Origin of the sequence: Mesorhizobium sp. KR2-14, from assembly GCF_040049255.1 — a bacterium.
Classification (GTDB): domain Bacteria; phylum Pseudomonadota; class Alphaproteobacteria; order Rhizobiales; family Rhizobiaceae; genus Pseudaminobacter.
In genome coordinates, this window is sequence record NZ_JBDZDR010000005.1 from 233,091 (window position 1) to 247,200 (window position 14,110).

10 protein-coding genes and 1 riboswitch are annotated in these 14,110 nt (G+C 64.8%); of the genes, 8 read left to right on the top strand and 2 right to left on the bottom strand.

What is annotated here, in order from left to right:
• Window positions 1-60 precede the first annotated feature (60 nt).
• The gene (locus ABLE86_RS15435; protein WP_348779836.1) at window positions 61-948 is read right to left on the bottom strand and encodes a sugar phosphate isomerase/epimerase family protein; all 888 of its coding nucleotides are present in this window, start codon (window positions 946-948) and stop codon (window positions 61-63) included.
• 379 nt (window positions 949-1,327) lie between these two features.
• Here ABLE86_RS15435 and ABLE86_RS15440 point away from each other — a divergent pair, with 379 nt between their 5' ends.
• The 7 genes from ABLE86_RS15440 (at window position 1,328) to ABLE86_RS15470 (ending at window position 9,267) form a co-directional block, all read left to right on the top strand.
• Window positions 1,328-2,386, top strand: a complete 1,059-nt coding sequence (locus ABLE86_RS15440; RefSeq protein WP_348779837.1) for a sugar phosphate isomerase/epimerase — start codon at window positions 1,328-1,330, stop codon at window positions 2,384-2,386.
• A 42-nt stretch (window positions 2,387-2,428) separates the two neighbouring features.
• A complete protein-coding gene (locus ABLE86_RS15445) occupies window positions 2,429-3,598 on the top strand; it encodes a Gfo/Idh/MocA family oxidoreductase (RefSeq protein ID WP_348779838.1) in 1,170 nt (389 codons plus the stop codon).
• 155 nt (window positions 3,599-3,753) lie between these two features.
• Window positions 3,754-4,158 (top strand): Fur family transcriptional regulator, encoded by a 405-nt coding sequence (locus tag ABLE86_RS15450; protein ID WP_348779839.1) that lies wholly within the window; start codon window positions 3,754-3,756, stop codon window positions 4,156-4,158.
• Between the two features lie 117 nt (window positions 4,159-4,275).
• Window positions 4,276-4,483: riboswitch (cobalamin riboswitch) on the top strand.
• A 165-nt stretch (window positions 4,484-4,648) separates the two neighbouring features.
• The gene (locus ABLE86_RS15455) at window positions 4,649-6,553 is read left to right on the top strand and encodes a TonB-dependent receptor (RefSeq protein WP_348779840.1); all 1,905 of its coding nucleotides are present in this window, start codon (window positions 4,649-4,651) and stop codon (window positions 6,551-6,553) included.
• A gap of 79 nt (window positions 6,554-6,632) precedes the next feature.
• On the top strand, window positions 6,633-7,496 hold the full coding sequence (locus ABLE86_RS15460; RefSeq protein ID WP_348779841.1) for an ABC transporter substrate-binding protein: 864 nt from the start codon (window positions 6,633-6,635) through the stop codon (window positions 7,494-7,496).
• Window positions 7,493-8,494, top strand: coding sequence for an iron ABC transporter permease (locus ABLE86_RS15465; protein WP_348779842.1), 1,002 nt, complete (start codon window positions 7,493-7,495; stop codon window positions 8,492-8,494). Before ABLE86_RS15460 ends, ABLE86_RS15465 begins: the two co-directional genes overlap by 4 nt.
• Entirely contained in the window at window positions 8,491-9,267 is a 777-nt protein-coding gene (locus ABLE86_RS15470) for an ABC transporter ATP-binding protein (RefSeq protein ID WP_348779843.1), read from the top strand. The genes ABLE86_RS15465 and ABLE86_RS15470 overlap by 4 nt, the downstream gene beginning before the upstream one ends.
• A 69-nt stretch (window positions 9,268-9,336) precedes the next feature.
• Here the strand turns inward: ABLE86_RS15470 and polA are convergent, their stop codons facing one another.
• The gene (gene polA / locus ABLE86_RS15475) at window positions 9,337-12,300 is read right to left on the bottom strand and encodes a DNA polymerase I (protein ID WP_348779844.1); all 2,964 of its coding nucleotides are present in this window, start codon (window positions 12,298-12,300) and stop codon (window positions 9,337-9,339) included.
• A 418-nt stretch (window positions 12,301-12,718) separates the two neighbouring features.
• On the opposite strand from polA, the gene ABLE86_RS15480 reads away from it, so the two are divergent.
• Window positions 12,719-14,107 carry a dipeptidase gene (locus ABLE86_RS15480; RefSeq protein ID WP_348779845.1) on the top strand — a complete coding sequence of 463 codons (1,389 nt, stop codon included), beginning with the start codon at window positions 12,719-12,721 and terminating at the stop codon, window positions 14,105-14,107.
• The last annotated feature ends 3 nt before the right edge of the window (window positions 14,108-14,110 follow it).

Here is a 14,110-nt window from a genome sequence, read left to right on the forward strand (position 1 = left end):
CGGCCTTCCCGCCCTGGCGAGGCGGAAAGGCTTGAAAACGCCGGCAACGCCGGCTGGCCCTTACTTGATCAGCGGCAGGATGGTTTCCGCCGTAATGCGCATCTGGTCGGCATAAAAATCTTCGGTCAGCAGGCTGGAGCCATGGTCCTGGATGAATTTCAGCTGCTCGGGCGGAATGTCGACCGGGTTGCGCTCCACCATGGTCGGATATTTGTTGGCGGGCGTTCGATCCACCGGCGCGACGAACTCGTTGGTGACGGCACCTTCGTAGCCGATCTCCTTCAGCGTGCCGATGATCTGCGGCCAGTCGAGTTGGCCGAGCCCGGCGGCGAAGCGGTTGTTGTCGGCGACGTGGAAGTCGAACAGGCGCTTTCCGGCGAGCCGTATGGCGTCGTACATGTCCTCCTCCTCGATGTTGAGGTGGAAGGCATCGAGGCAGACGCCGCATTCGGGGCTCACCGCGTCGGCCAGCGCCAGCGCCTGCGAGGCGCGGTTGAACAGATAGGTCTCGAAGCGGTTCAGGGGCTCGATGGCGATCCGCACGCCTTTCTTCTGTGCGTGGGCGAAGCACTCGCGGGTGGCGTCCACCACCCAGTTCCACTCTTCTTCCTCGGTGCCGTCGGGCGTCACCTTGCCCACGGTGGCCGGCACCAGCGTGACGATCTCGCCGTCGAGTTCGCTGACCATGGTGATGACGCTCTTGACGTAGTCGACCGAGCGGGCACGCTGGCCCTCGTCCCTGGCGGCCAGGTTGCGCTCGCCGAGCGTCAGCGTCACGGCGCCCCAGCAGCGGATGCCGTGTTCGTTCAGCAGCGCGCGGGTTTCCTTGACGTCGTATTGCGCCGGCTCGCCGGAAATTTCGATGCTTTCGTAGCCGAACTTCTTGATCCGGGCCAAGGTCTTGCCCAGCGGTTCGGCGCGCATCCAGTTGTGCGTCGAAAGATGCATGGTCTTTCCCTTCAACAATTCGCCTGCAATCGGCTTCGCCGGGTGGCGAAGCGGTTCCTCCTCCCGCAAGGCGCGCCAGTTTCAACTGGTTCGACCAATTAGGTATATGCGGATTTCTAGACGATTTCGAACCTGCTCGCAAGAAGTGGTGCCATGCAGGCCAAATCCTAAGGTAATTCTTTGTAAAACAAGGCTTTATGGAGGCGTTCCGCTCGTGTGAAGCTGGCGCGGGCGGTAAACAGGCTGCTTGACCGGAAACTTCTATTTGGTATTACCAGAGAGATTGTTGATAGGTGAAGGCATCCGGGCGAACCGGCTGGCGGTTTGTTGTAGCCTTCCACCTGGATTCGGTGAGCGCTTGAGGAGAGGGAGCAGGAGCATGGCAAAGACGCTGAAAGGTCCCGGCATATTTCTGGCGCAGTTCGCCGGCGACGCCGCGCCGTTCAATTCATTGAAAAGCATTGCGGAATGGGCGGCCGGGCTCGGCTACAAGGGCGTGCAGATCCCGACCTGGGACGGGCGCCTGTTCGACCTCAGGAAGGCAGCGTCCTCCAAGGCCTATTGCGACGAGGTCAAGGGCATCTGCGCCGACGCAGGCGTGGAGATCACCGAGTTGTCGACGCATTTGCAAGGCCAGCTCGTCGCCGTGCATCCCGCCTATGACAGCCAGTTCGACGGCTTTGCGCCGGCCGAGGTCCACAACAACCCGAGCGCGCGCCAGAAATGGGCGGTGGAGCAGATGATGTTCGGCGCCAAGGCCTCCGAGCATCTCGGGCTGAAGGCTGCGGTCAGCTTCTCCGGAGCGCTCGCCTTCCCTTACCTCTACCCCTGGCCGCAGCGGCCGGCGGGGCTGATCGAGGAGGCGTTCGGCGAACTCGGCAGGCGCTGGAAGCCGATCCTCGACGCTTATGAGGAATCGGGCGTCGACCTCTGCTACGAGATCCATCCGGGCGAGGACGTGTTCGACGGGGCGACCTTCGAGATGTTCCTCGATGCGGTCGGCGGCCACAAGCGCTGCAACATCAATTACGACCCATCGCATTTCCTGCTGCAGCAGCTCGACTACCTGGCCTTCATCGACATCTATCACGAACGCATCAAGGCGTTTCACGTCAAGGACGCCGAATTCAATCCGGACGGGCGGCAGGGCGTCTATTCGGGCTACCAGGGCTGGGTGCAGCGCGCCGGCCGCTTCCGCTCGCTCGGCGACGGGCAGGTCGATTTCTCAGGCATTTTCTCCAAGCTCGCTGCCTATGACTATGACAGCTGGGCGGTGCTGGAATGGGAGTGCTGCCTGAAGCATCCGGAAGTGGGTGCTGCCGAGGGCGCGCCCTTCATCGACAGCCATATCATCCGGGTGACGGAAAAGGCATTCGACGATTTTGCGGGCGGGGAAACGGACCGGGCGGCGCTGCGCAAGATGATGGGCATTGCCTGAAATCGAGACGAGACCGGACGAGCGAGGAGGGGAGGTTTCAAGATGACCATTGAGGGACGCAGCGAGCGCAGGGAAGGCCCGATCCGCTACGGCATGGTGGGCGGCGGGCAGGGAGCCTTCATCGGCGGGGTGCACCGCATCGCCGCTCGCCTAGACGGCGAGTTCGAGCTGGTGGCCGGCGCGCTTTCGTCCGATCCCGAAAGGGCGAGAGCATCGGGCGCCGAACTCGGGCTTGATCCGGAGCGCAGCTATGGCTCGTTCCAGGAGATGGCCAAGACCGAGGCGAAACGCCCGGATGGTATCGAGGCGGTGGCGATCGTGACGCCCAACCACATGCATTATCCGGCCGCCAAGGCGTTCCTGGAGGCGGGCATCCACGTCATCTCCGACAAGCCGCTGACCTCCAGCCTGGCCGACGCCAGGAAGCTCGCAGCGCTGGTCGAAAAGACGGGCAAGGTCTTCGTCCTCACCCACAATTACACCGGCTATCCGATGATCCGGCAGGCGCGCGAGATGGTGCAGAATGGCCAGCTCGGCGAAATCCGTGTCGTGCAGGCCGAATATCCGCAGGATTGGCTGACCGAGAAGGCGGAGGATCATGGGTCCAAGCAGGCGGCGTGGCGCACCGACCCGAAGCAATCGGGCGCCGGCGGCTCCACCGGCGATATCGGCACCCATGCCTATAACCTCGCCCGTTTCGTCACCGGGCTGGAGCTGGACAGTCTTTCGGCCGACCTCGACGCATTCGTGCCCGGCCGGCAGCTCGACGACAATGCGCATGTCATGCTGCGCTTCAAGGGCGGGGCCAAGGGCATGCTGTGGGCAAGCCAGGTCGCGCCCGGTAACGAAAATGGCCTGAAGCTCCGGGTCTATGGCACCAAGGGTGGCGTCGAGTGGACGCAGAGCGACCCGAACTACCTTTGGCACACGCCGTTCGGCGAGCCCAAGCGGCTGCTGACCCGTGCCGGCGCGGGCGCCGGACCGGCGGCCGCACGCGTCACGCGCGTGCCGGCCGGGCATCCGGAAGGCTATCTGGAAGGCTTTGCCACCATCTATGCCGAAGCTGCCAGGGCGATCCGCGCCGCGCGCCGCAACGGCAATCCGGGCAACGACGTGCTCTACCCCACGGTGGAGGATGGCGTGGAAGGCGTGGCCTTCGTGGAAGCCTGCGTGAAGTCTTCCAAGAAGAACGCGGCCTGGACCAAACTCTGACGGAATTGGCTGGGGCGGCCATTACCAATGCCACTGCCGGGTCCCGGCAGTGGCATTTTGCCCGGCCAATCGCTATGTGAGCTCTCGAAGGTGACAAACCCGGCAATTCGGGCCAAGTTTCAGAATTGCAGGGTTTAGGAAGGGCGAGCAGCATCATGGCGGCAAGGGAAAAGCTGACGAAGAACCAGCTTCGCGTGCTCGAGAAACTCGAGGCTGCGAGCGGGCCGCTCAGCGCCTACATGCTGCTCGACCAGTTGCGGGAGCAGGGTTTTCGTGCGCCGCTGCAGGTCTATCGCGCGCTCGAAGGTCTGATGAATGCCGGCTTCGTCCACCGGCTGGAGAGCATGAATGCCTTTGTTGCCTGTTCCGAGCCGCACGATCACAGCCACCGGCTGATTGCTTTCGCAATCTGCGACAAGTGCGGCCAGGTCTCGGAGTTTTCGGACGAGGTCATCGGCGAGCAGCTCGACGCCTGGATCGGTTCGACCGGCTTTGCGGCGAAGAGGGCTGTCATCGAATTTCGCGGCACCTGCGCCAAATGCGCGGCGTTGGCCGCATAGGCCGGCGCGCTCGCCTCAGGTGATGCGGCCGCGTGCCACACCGGCCAGGAAGCGACGAACTCTTCCCCGCGCCCGATCTGCACCTCGTGCTGGTTGACCTTCCGGGCGCGCGTGGCTACCAATCGATTCGGAATTGGTTCCGCTTCGCGGCGGATGAAAAGGGAACACGGTGAGACCTTCGGGTCGAAGCCGAGACTGCCCCCGCAACTGTAACCGGCGAGCTTTCCTTCAACCAAGCCACTAAGAGCGCACCGCGCGATTGGGAAGGCGAAGGCGAAGCGTTGACCCGGAAGTCAGGAGACCTGCCTTTTCCGGTCACCCATGCTTGAATACGGGGTGTGTTCAGGCGCGGTCGTCCGTGGCGGTGACATTTGAAAAAAGTGTTGCCGCGCGCCCGGACGATTCTGACGGACACAGTCCCGGACATCTCCGATCGGCGGCTCTGGAGCTTGCATGCGGAACCCCGCTTGCAGGCCGAATGGAGTGCTGAATGAAGAGACTGAATTTGCGCGCAAGTGTTCTTGCGCTCGCCGCAACCGGCTGTGCGGCAATCGTGTTCCCCCAGACCGCATCGGCCGAGCAGGTCGATGATGACACCACGCTTCTGGAGCGGGTCGTCGTGACCACGCCGCTGAGGCGAGAAAGCTCGCTGGCGGGTTCGACGTCTTCCGTCACCGTGATCGATGCCAAGGAGATCGAGCAATCTGCCGCGCCGGACCTGCCGTCGCTGTTGAGGGCCCACACCGGCGTGTCCATCGTCTCCTATGGCGGTCAGGGAGCCGCGGCCAATATCCACATGCGTGGCATGTCGGCCAGCCAGACGCTGGTTCTCATCAACGGCGTGCGGGCAAGCGCGGCCACGACCGGAACCGCCTCGATCTTCAACATTCCGCTGAGCGCCATCGAGCGCATCGAAGTGGCCAAGGGGGCGCATTCGGCGCAATATGGCGCCGACGCCATGGGCGGCGTCGTCAACATCATCACCAGGCAGGGCGGCCCCTGCGCCGATGGCCGCGATGCCTGCGCCAGCGTGACGACCGGCATCACCCACCCCTGGGGCGGCTACGTTTCCGGCTCCGCTCAAGGACGTACCTCCAACGGGATGGACTACTCGGTCGGCGGCAGTATTCTCGGCACCCGCGGCTACGACTTCACCACGCCGCTCGCCTGGGACCACGAACCGGGCGACGAAGGCTTTCTCCAAGGCTCGTTGAACCTGTCGCTGTCGAAGGATTTCGATTGGGGCAGGCTCTACGCCGATGGCCTTTTTGCAGCTGGCCGCAGCCAGTATGACAGCGCCTATCCCTTCGACAACGAGGTTGATGCCAGCACCTTCGCCGGAAAGCTCGGCGCGCAGATCCTGCACGCGGACGACTGGACCTCGACCGTCGAAGCAAGCTCGGGGCTCGACTACTCGACCAATTTCCGCAAGGGAGTGGCCGGCGGCACCAAGTACGACACGCAGCGCCACGGCATATTCGCCTCGACGGAGAAAGGTTTCCAGACCGGCAGCGTGGCGCATATCCTGGCCGGCGGCATCGAGGCCTATCGCGAGCACGTCGATTCCACGATCGACTACGCCGTCACTTCGCGCACGCTTGCCGCGGTGTTCAGCCAATATTCGCTGGAATACGAGGCGCTTCGCGTCGACAGCGGCATTCGCTACGACCACAACGAACAATTTGGCGGCGCGACGACCTACAATGTGGGTGCGAGCTACGACGTGCTGGCCGATCTGGTGCTGCGTGCATCCTTTGCCACCGGCTTCCGGGCGCCGACCTTCAACGAGCTGTACTATCCGGGCTTTTCCAATCCGAACCTGAAGCCGGAGAAGTCGCGCTCCTATGAGGTCGGGCTGAACTGGCAGGCGTCCGCCGGCACCAGTCTGGACCTCGCCTTTTACCAGACCTGGGTGACCGACGCGATCGCCTCCTTTGCGCCGAGCTATACGCCCGAGAACGTTGCCCGCGCCCGCATCACCGGGTTCGAGGCGGCGCTGGCCCACCAGTTCAGCGAGGAATGGAGCGGCAAGACGACACTCGACATCCGCCAGCCGCTGAACCAGGACACCGGCAACTATCTTCCCTACCGCGACCTCTTCAAGGCTACCGCCGAGCTGAACTACAGCCCGACGGAAGCGCTCAACCTTTCGGCCAGGCTGCTCTATGGCGCGGCGCGCTACGCCGATGCCGCAAACACGGGGAAGCTGGCGGACTATGTGACGGTGGACTTCACGGCGCTCTACTCTCTGGATTCCCAATCCCAGCTCAAGCTGTCCGTCGAGAACGTCTTCGACGAGCAATATTTGACCGCCGCAGATGGTGTTCCGCCATATTCTCAGGGATATCTCGCGCCGGGGCGTACAATCGGGTTGAGCTTCACTCGAAACTTCTGAGTTTGAAGCTGGCCCGGCACAACGGGCTCTCGTTTGAAGGCATGCGATGGGACTGGCTGAAGGGACAAGGCGGAGAGCGATGACCGGGGCGGGACCTTCACTGCGGGTGATCGCCGTGGCCGTGGCAATTGCCATCGCATCAGCGGTCTCCGCGCCGGTCTTCGCAGCGCAGCCGCCCCATCGTGTCGTGTCGCTGAATGTCTGTACCGACCAGCTCGCCATGCTGATTGCGGGCGAGGGGCAGCTCTATTCGGTGTCCAATCTGGCGACGGATCCGACCGCATCGGTGCTGGCCGATGCGGCCGCGAGCTATGTGGTCAATCACGGCCTGGCCGAGGAAATCTTCCTGATGTCGCCGGACCTCATTGTGGCGGGCACCTACACCACCCGGACGACTGTCGATCTGTTGCGCCGGCTCGGACTGCGCGTGGAGGAGTTCGCACCGGCAGACTCCTTTGAGGACATTCGCACGCAAATCGCCCGCATGGGCGAGATGCTGGGGCAACAGGAAAAGGCCGCGGCGCTGGTTTCCGGCATGGATGCGGAGCTGGCGCGCCTCCGCGCGCAGCCTGCATCAAACCGCTCGATCGCGCTCTACTACACCGACGGCTACACCTCCGGTGCCGGCACGCTGGTGGATGAAACGGTGAGGGCGGCGGGCCTCCGGAACATTGCCGACAGGCTGGGCCTGGCCGGCACCACCAAGCTGCCGCTGGAGTTGCTGGCACTCGAGAATCCGGACCTGGTTTTCACCAGCCGGGAGCAATACGGCGCGCCGGCGCTGGCGGGGCAGGGCTATGTCCACCCCGCCTTCAAGGCGGTGACGGCTGGAAAGAAGGCAGTCAACGTCCCGGCCAAATACACGATCTGCGGGGCGCCCTTCACGCTGGAAGCAGTGCGCATCATGAGGGAAGCGGCGCGGACCGTTGAGGAGGTCAGATGAGCGAGACCGCGCGCTTTCGGCTGCTTCTCTTCCTGCTAGGCGTAACCGTGCTGCTGCTGTTTGGCCTCTCGCTCACGGTCGGCCCGGCGGCAATCGGCTTCGGCGAAAGCATTGCTGCGCTGTTTTCCGACAAGGCCGAGCCGATGGCGCTGATCATGCAGGAAATCCGCCTGCCACGCGCGCTCCTCGGCCTGATGATCGGCGCCACGCTCGGTCTCTCCGGTGCGGTTCTGCAGGGCTATCTGCGCAATCCGCTGGCGGAGCCCGCGCTGCTCGGCGTCAGCGCTTCGGCTTCGCTGGGCGCGGTGATCGCGATCTATACCGGCTTCTCCGCCGTCTTCCCGCTCGGCCTGCCGCTGGCCGCCTTGGCCGGCGCGGTGGTCGCGGTCGTGGTGGTGCAAGCCATGGCCGGCATGCGCGGCAGCGCGTTGACGGTCATCCTCGCCGGCGTGGCAGTGTCGAGCTTTGCCGCTTCCATGACCTCGCTGGCGCTCAACCTGTCACCCAATCCCTTCGCCGCGGTCGAAATCATGTTCTGGATGCTGGGCTCGCTCGCCGACCGTTCGATGACGCATGTCTGGCTCGCCGGGCCCTTCATGCTGGCCGGCTGGGCGATGCTGGCAAGCGTTGGGCGCTCGCTCGATACGCTGACGCTCGGCAGAGACGCCGCCGCCAGCATGGGGGTCAATCTGCGCCGGGTGCAGTTGCTGGCCGTGCTGGGCACGGCCGCTTCCGTGGGGGCGGCCACCGCCGTGGCCGGCGCCATCGGCTTCGTCGGCCTCGTCGTGCCGCATTTGTTGCGGCCGCTGGTAGGGGCGCGACCGTCGCACCTCTTGCCCGCGAGCGCGCTGGGCGGCGCGTGCGTGCTGCTCGCCGCCGATATCCTGGTGCGTGTCATCACGCCGGAAAAGGACCTGAAGCTCGGCGTGCTTACCGCAATTGTCGGCGCGCCGTTCTTCCTCTGGCTCGTCTACCGCACGCGGAGGACCCTGTTGTGAGCCTGCTGTCGGTGGAAAACCTGCACGCTTCGCTTGGGCGCAGAACGGTGCTGAACGGCATTTCCTTCCACGTCGGCGAAGGCGAGTTCGTCGGGCTGATCGGCCCCAACGGTGCGGGCAAGTCCACGCTGCTTCGGGCGGCCCTCGGGCTCATCGCCGCGCAGGGGAAAGTCACCATCGCCGGGCAAGATGTCGCCGCGATGACCGCGCGGGAGCGGGCGCGCCGCATCGCCTATCTGCCGCAGGAGCGCGAGATCGGCTGGCCCGTTTCCGTCGAGACCGTGGTTTCGCTCGGCAGGGCGCCACACCGGCCGGCCTTTGCCGGCCTCGACGCCACCGACAGGGCGCAGATCGAAGAAGCGATCCGGCGCATGGAACTGGAAGCGTTTCGCCATCGCACGGCGACCGAGCTTTCGGGCGGCGAGAAGGCGCGGGTGCTGATCGCGAGGGCGCTGGCGCAGGATGCGCCGCTCCTGCTTGCCGACGAGCCGACGGCAGGGCTCGACCCCTCGCACCAGATTGCATCGATGCGGCTGTTTGCCGAGCTTGCCGGGGAAGGGCGCGGGGTGGTCGCGTCGCTGCACGATCTCAGCCTCGCTGCGCGCTGGTGCACGCGCCTGATCCTGCTCAACAAAGGCGCCATCATTGCTGATGGAACGCCCGGGGAGGTGTTGACGCGGGAGCGCCTGCGCGCGGTTTACGGCGTCGAAGCCCATCTCTCAGAGGCCGCCGGTGGCATGCTGGTCGTGCCTCTGGACATGGCCGCGAGGTGACGCGAGCCGCCGCCGGGCATGGCAACCGGCGGGGGCTGACGATTCACGGGGCCGTTGAGATGACGAGGCTCAGTGCGCCTCGTCCCAGTTGTTTGCGGCCCGGGCCTCGACCTGCAGCGGTACCTTAAGCGCCACGGCCGGCATGGCCGCGCTCTCCATTACGGTGCGCACCACCGGCAGCGTCGCCTCGACCTCGGCCTCCGGCACCTCGAAGATCAGCTCGTCATGCACCTGCAGCAGCATGCGGGCGCCGAGGCCGGCTTCCGGAAGCGCCGTTTCCATCCGCACCATGGCGCGACGGATGATGTCGGCGGCCGATCCCTGGATCGGCGCGTTGATCGCCGCGCGCTCGTTGAAGGAACGGATCTGCGGGTTGGACGCGCGGATCTCCGGATAATGCGCCCGCCGCCCGAAGATGGTCTCGACATAGCCCTTGTCGCGGGCGAATGCCTTGGTGCTCTCCATATAGTCGCGAATGCCCGGGAAACGCTCGAAATAGCGCTTGATGTACTCGCCGGCTTCCTCGCGCGGGATCGAAAGCTGGTTGGCAAGGCCGAAGGCCGAGATGCCATAGATGATGCCGAAATTGATCGCCTTGGCGCGGCGGCGCACCTCTGGCGGCATTCCGGCCACCGGTACGCCGAACATTTCCGACGCGGTCATGGCGTGGATGTCGATGCCGTCGGAAAAGGCCTGCCTGAGCTGCGGAATTTCGGCGACGTGTGCAAGCACCCGCAGCTCGATCTGGCTGTAGTCGGCCGACACCAGCTTGTTGCCCTTGTCGGCAATGAAAGCGGTGCGGATCCGCCGCCCTTCGGCCGTGCGGATCGGAATGTTCTGCAGGTTGGGCTCGGACGACGACAGCCGGCCGGTGGTGGTGGCGGCCAGCGCGTAGGAAGTGTGCACGCGCTTGGTCTCGGGGTGGATGTATCCCGGCAAGGCGTCGGTGTAGGTCGATTTCAGCTTGGTAAGCTGGCGCCAGTCGACGATCTTGCGCGGCAGCTCGTGGCCCGCGGCAGCCAGGTCTTCCAGAACCTGCGCCGAGGTCGACCACTGGCCGGTCTTGGTCTTGGAACCGCCGGGCAGGCCCATCTTGCCGAACAGGATGTCGCCAAGCTGCTTGGGCGAGCCGATGTTCAGCTTCTCGCCGGCGAGGCGGTAGATTTCGTCCTCCAGCGCCGCCGCGCCCTGTGCCAGTTCGCCCGAAAGCCGGCTCAGGATCTGGCGATCGACGGAAATGCCTCGCTGCTCCATCTGCGCCAGCACCGGCACCAGAGGTCGCTCCAGCCGCTCGTAGACCGAGACCACGCCCTTTGCCGCCAGGCGCGGTTTCAGCACGCGCCAGAGGCGCAGGGTCACGTCGGCATGCTCGCCGCCGTAGCGGGTGGCCTTTTCGATGTCGACGAGATCGAAGGACGTCATCGACCTGCCGCTGCCGGCCACTTCCTTGTGGGGAATGGTCTTGTGGCCCAGCCAGCGTTCGGCAAGCGCGTCCATGCCATGGCCGCCTGCGCCGGCTTCGAGCGCGTAGGAAATCAGCATCGTGTCGTCATAGGGCGCGATGTCGATGCCGTGCCGGTTCATTACGACGAGGTCGTATTTCAGGTCATGGCCGATCTTCAGGACGGCCGGGTTCTCCAGCAGCGGCTTGACGAGCGCCAATGCGTCGCGGATGTCGATCTGGTTGTCGACCAGGCCGCCGCCGAGCAGGTCGCCCTGGCCGTTCTTGTGGTTGAGCGGCACATAGGCGGCGCGGCCGGAGCGCGTGGCGAGTGAAAGCCCGCACAGTTCGGCAAGCATCGGGTCGAGCGACGTCGTCTCGGTGTTGAAGGCCACCACGCCGGCCACAGTGGCCTCCGCCGCCCAGTCCGCCAGGGTCTGCAGATCGCGTATGCAGGCATAGGCGTCGGGATTTATCTTTTCGGCGACTGCAGCATGGGCGCGCGCCTCGGCAAGGGCTGCAGGAGAAAGCGCTTCCGCGCGCCCCGCAGCCGCTTCCGGGGAAGGTGCTGTCGCCGCGGCGCCCGCTTCGGCGGCAGGCGCGGTGGTGGAAACAGGCGCGAGGCCGAGATCCAGGTCCGGCCCATGCGCCTCCTTCCCCCATTGCACGACCACACGCGCCGGCTCGATTTCGGAAGGCTCGGCGCCGGTGGCTTCGGCCACGCGGCGGGTCAGCGACGAAAACTCCATCGCCTTGAGGAAGGAGATCAGCTTGGGGCCGTTCGGCGGCTGGAGCAGAAATTCGCTCAGCTCTTCCTTCACCGGCACGTCGTTCCTGAGCTTGACCAGTTCGCGCGAGATGCGCGCCTTGTCGGCGTTCTCGATGATCGACTGGCGACGCTTGTCCTGCTTGATCTCGCCGGCGCGGGCCAGCAGCGTATCGAGGTCGCCGAACTGCTCCAGCAGTTGCGCGGCGGTTTTCGGGCCGATGCCCGGCACCCCGGGCACGTTGTCGACCGAGTCGCCGGTCAGCGCCTGCAGGTCGATCATCTTCTCGGGCGGCACGCCCCATTTCTCGACGACCTCGGGCACGCCGATATGGCGGTCCTTCATCGGGTCGTACATGGCGACCGACGGCCCGACGAGCTGCATCAGGTCCTTGTCGGACGAAACGATGGTGGTATCGCCGCCGGCCTCGCAGGCGAGCCGCGCATAGGTCGCGATGAGGTCGTCGGCTTCATAGCCCTGCATTTCCAGGCACGGCACGTCGAAGGCTCGCGTTGCCTGGCGGATCAGGCCGAATTGCGGAACGAGGTCCTCCGGCGGCGCCGAGCGGTTGGCCTTGTAGTGCTCGTAGACGTCATTGCGGAACGTCTTCGACGAATGGTCGAAGATCACAGCGAAATGCGTGGGCACAGTGCCCGCTTCGGTGTCGCGGGCGTCTTTCATCAGCTTCCACAGCATGTTGCAGAAGCCGGAAACCGCACCGACCGGAAGGCTGTCCGACTTGCGCGTCAGCGGAGGCAGCGCGTGATAGGCGCGGAAGATGTATCCGGAGCCGTCGATGAGGAAGAGGTGATCGCCTTTTTTCATGGGCTAGCCCTATCGTGGAGGTCGTGAACTGTCCATTGCAAAGCTCGGGAAAGGCACTGCGTCCTGCCGTTTCCTGACGGCGTTTTGGCGATCACGGTTATGTTACGAAAGTGTAATGTGGGCGCCCTTGAATTGCCATCTTGAGCGCTCCAAATACCGGTCATCGGCAATCTTAGCCGAGTCCGGATAAGGCCCGTCCCCCGCCTGGACCGGACGTTGCGGCAGCCTAATCCCCCCTCTCCGGGCTGCCGCACCCTTTTTTGAAGTCGCCGCCGTGGTTCCCCTCCACCACGGCGGCATTTTTTTGGCCTCCGATATGGAGCGCCACGATCACGGCGATCATGGGTTGCCAACGGGCTTTCCATCAGCAGGTGCGTTGCTCTAGGGTGGCCTCCGCAGAATCGAAAGGCCATGAAGAATGCTCGCCATTGCACCCGTTCTCGATCAAATCGACGCCAATCTCGACCAGAGCCTGGAGCGCTTGTACGAACTGCTCCGCATCCGGTCGATCTCCACTGATCCGGCTTTCGCCGCGGATTGCCGCAAGGCGGCCGAGTGGCTGGTGGCGGACCTGAAGTCGATCGGCTTCGAAGCGAGCGTGCGCGACACCCCCGGCCATCCGATGGTGGTCGCCCACCACGAAGGCCCGTCGGCAGATGCGCCGCATGTGCTGTTCTACGGCCACTACGACGTACAGCCGGTCGATCCCCTCAACCTGTGGGAAGACGATCCGTTCGATCCGAAACTGAAAGAGCTCAGCCCGGGCCGCAAGGTCATCACCGGCCGCGGCTCCTCCGACGACAAGGGCCAGCTGATGCTCTTCGTCGAGGCATGCCGCGCCTACAAGCAGGTGCACGGCAAGCTGCCCTGCAAGGTCAGCATCCTGTTCGAGGGCGAGGAGGAATCGGGCTCGCCGTCGCTGAAGCCGTTCCTCGAAGCCAACGCGGCCGAGCTCAAGGCCGACTTCGCCATGGTTTGCGACACCGGCATGTGGGACCGCACGACGCCGGCTCTTTGCGTCGGCCTGCGCGGCCTCGTCGGCGAGGAAATCGTGGTGCACGCGGCCAATCGCGACCTCCATTCGGGCGAGTTCGGCGGCGCCGCCGCCAACCCCATCCGCATCCTGGCCAAGGTGCTGGCCGACATGCACGACGATACCGGCCGCGTGACCATTCCAGGCTTCTATGAGGGCGTGGAGGAAACGCCTTCGCAGATCCTGAAGTCGTGGGACTCGCTGGGCGAAACCACGGAGAACTTCCTTGGCGAAGTCGGCCTGTCCATTCCCTCGGGCGAGAAGGGCCGGTCGGTCCTCGAGCTGACCTGGGCGCGTCCGACGGCCGAGTTCAACGGCATCACCGGCGGCTACACGGGCGAGGGCTTCAAGACGGTGATCGCGGCCGAGGCCTCGGCAAAGGTTTCGTGCCGGCTGGTGCACAAGCAGGACCCGGACAAGATCCGTGCCGCGCTCCGCGACTTCGTGCGCGCGCGCATCCCGGCCGATTGCTCGGTCGAGTTCCACGAGCATGGCGGCTCGCCGGCCATCCAGCTTTCCTACGACTCGCCGTTCCTCATCAAGGCCAAGCAGGCGCTGTCGGACGAGTGGGAAAAGCCAGCCGTGATGATCGCCATGGGCGGGTCCATTCCCATCGTCGGCGATTTCCAGAACTTCCTTGGCATGGAATCGCTTCTGGCCGGCTTTGCACTGGTGGACGACCGCATCCACTCGCCGAACGAGAAATACGACCTGTCGTCGTTCCACAAGGGACAGCGCTCCTGGGCGCGGATTCTCGACGCGTTGACCCGCTGATTT

What these genes read in the sequence shown, in the direction of transcription:
- ABLE86_RS15435 (WP_348779836.1), bottom strand. Translation starts at nt 948, where the DNA reads ATGCATCTTTCGACGCACAACTGGATGCGCGCCGAACCGCTGGGCAAG.
- ABLE86_RS15440 (WP_348779837.1), top strand. Translation starts at nt 1,328, where the DNA reads ATGGCAAAGACGCTGAAAGGTCCCGGCATATTTCTGGCGCAGTTCGCC.
- ABLE86_RS15445 (WP_348779838.1), top strand. Translation starts at nt 2,429, where the DNA reads ATGACCATTGAGGGACGCAGCGAGCGCAGGGAAGGCCCGATCCGCTAC.
- ABLE86_RS15450 (WP_348779839.1), top strand. Translation starts at nt 3,754, where the DNA reads ATGGCGGCAAGGGAAAAGCTGACGAAGAACCAGCTTCGCGTGCTCGAG.
- ABLE86_RS15455 (WP_348779840.1), top strand. Translation starts at nt 4,649, where the DNA reads ATGAAGAGACTGAATTTGCGCGCAAGTGTTCTTGCGCTCGCCGCAACC.
- ABLE86_RS15460 (WP_348779841.1), top strand. Translation starts at nt 6,633, where the DNA reads ATGACCGGGGCGGGACCTTCACTGCGGGTGATCGCCGTGGCCGTGGCA.
- ABLE86_RS15465 (WP_348779842.1), top strand. Translation starts at nt 7,493, where the DNA reads ATGAGCGAGACCGCGCGCTTTCGGCTGCTTCTCTTCCTGCTAGGCGTA.
- polA (WP_348779844.1), bottom strand. Translation starts at nt 12,300, where the DNA reads ATGAAAAAAGGCGATCACCTCTTCCTCATCGACGGCTCCGGATACATC.
- ABLE86_RS15480 (WP_348779845.1), top strand. Translation starts at nt 12,719, where the DNA reads ATGCTCGCCATTGCACCCGTTCTCGATCAAATCGACGCCAATCTCGAC.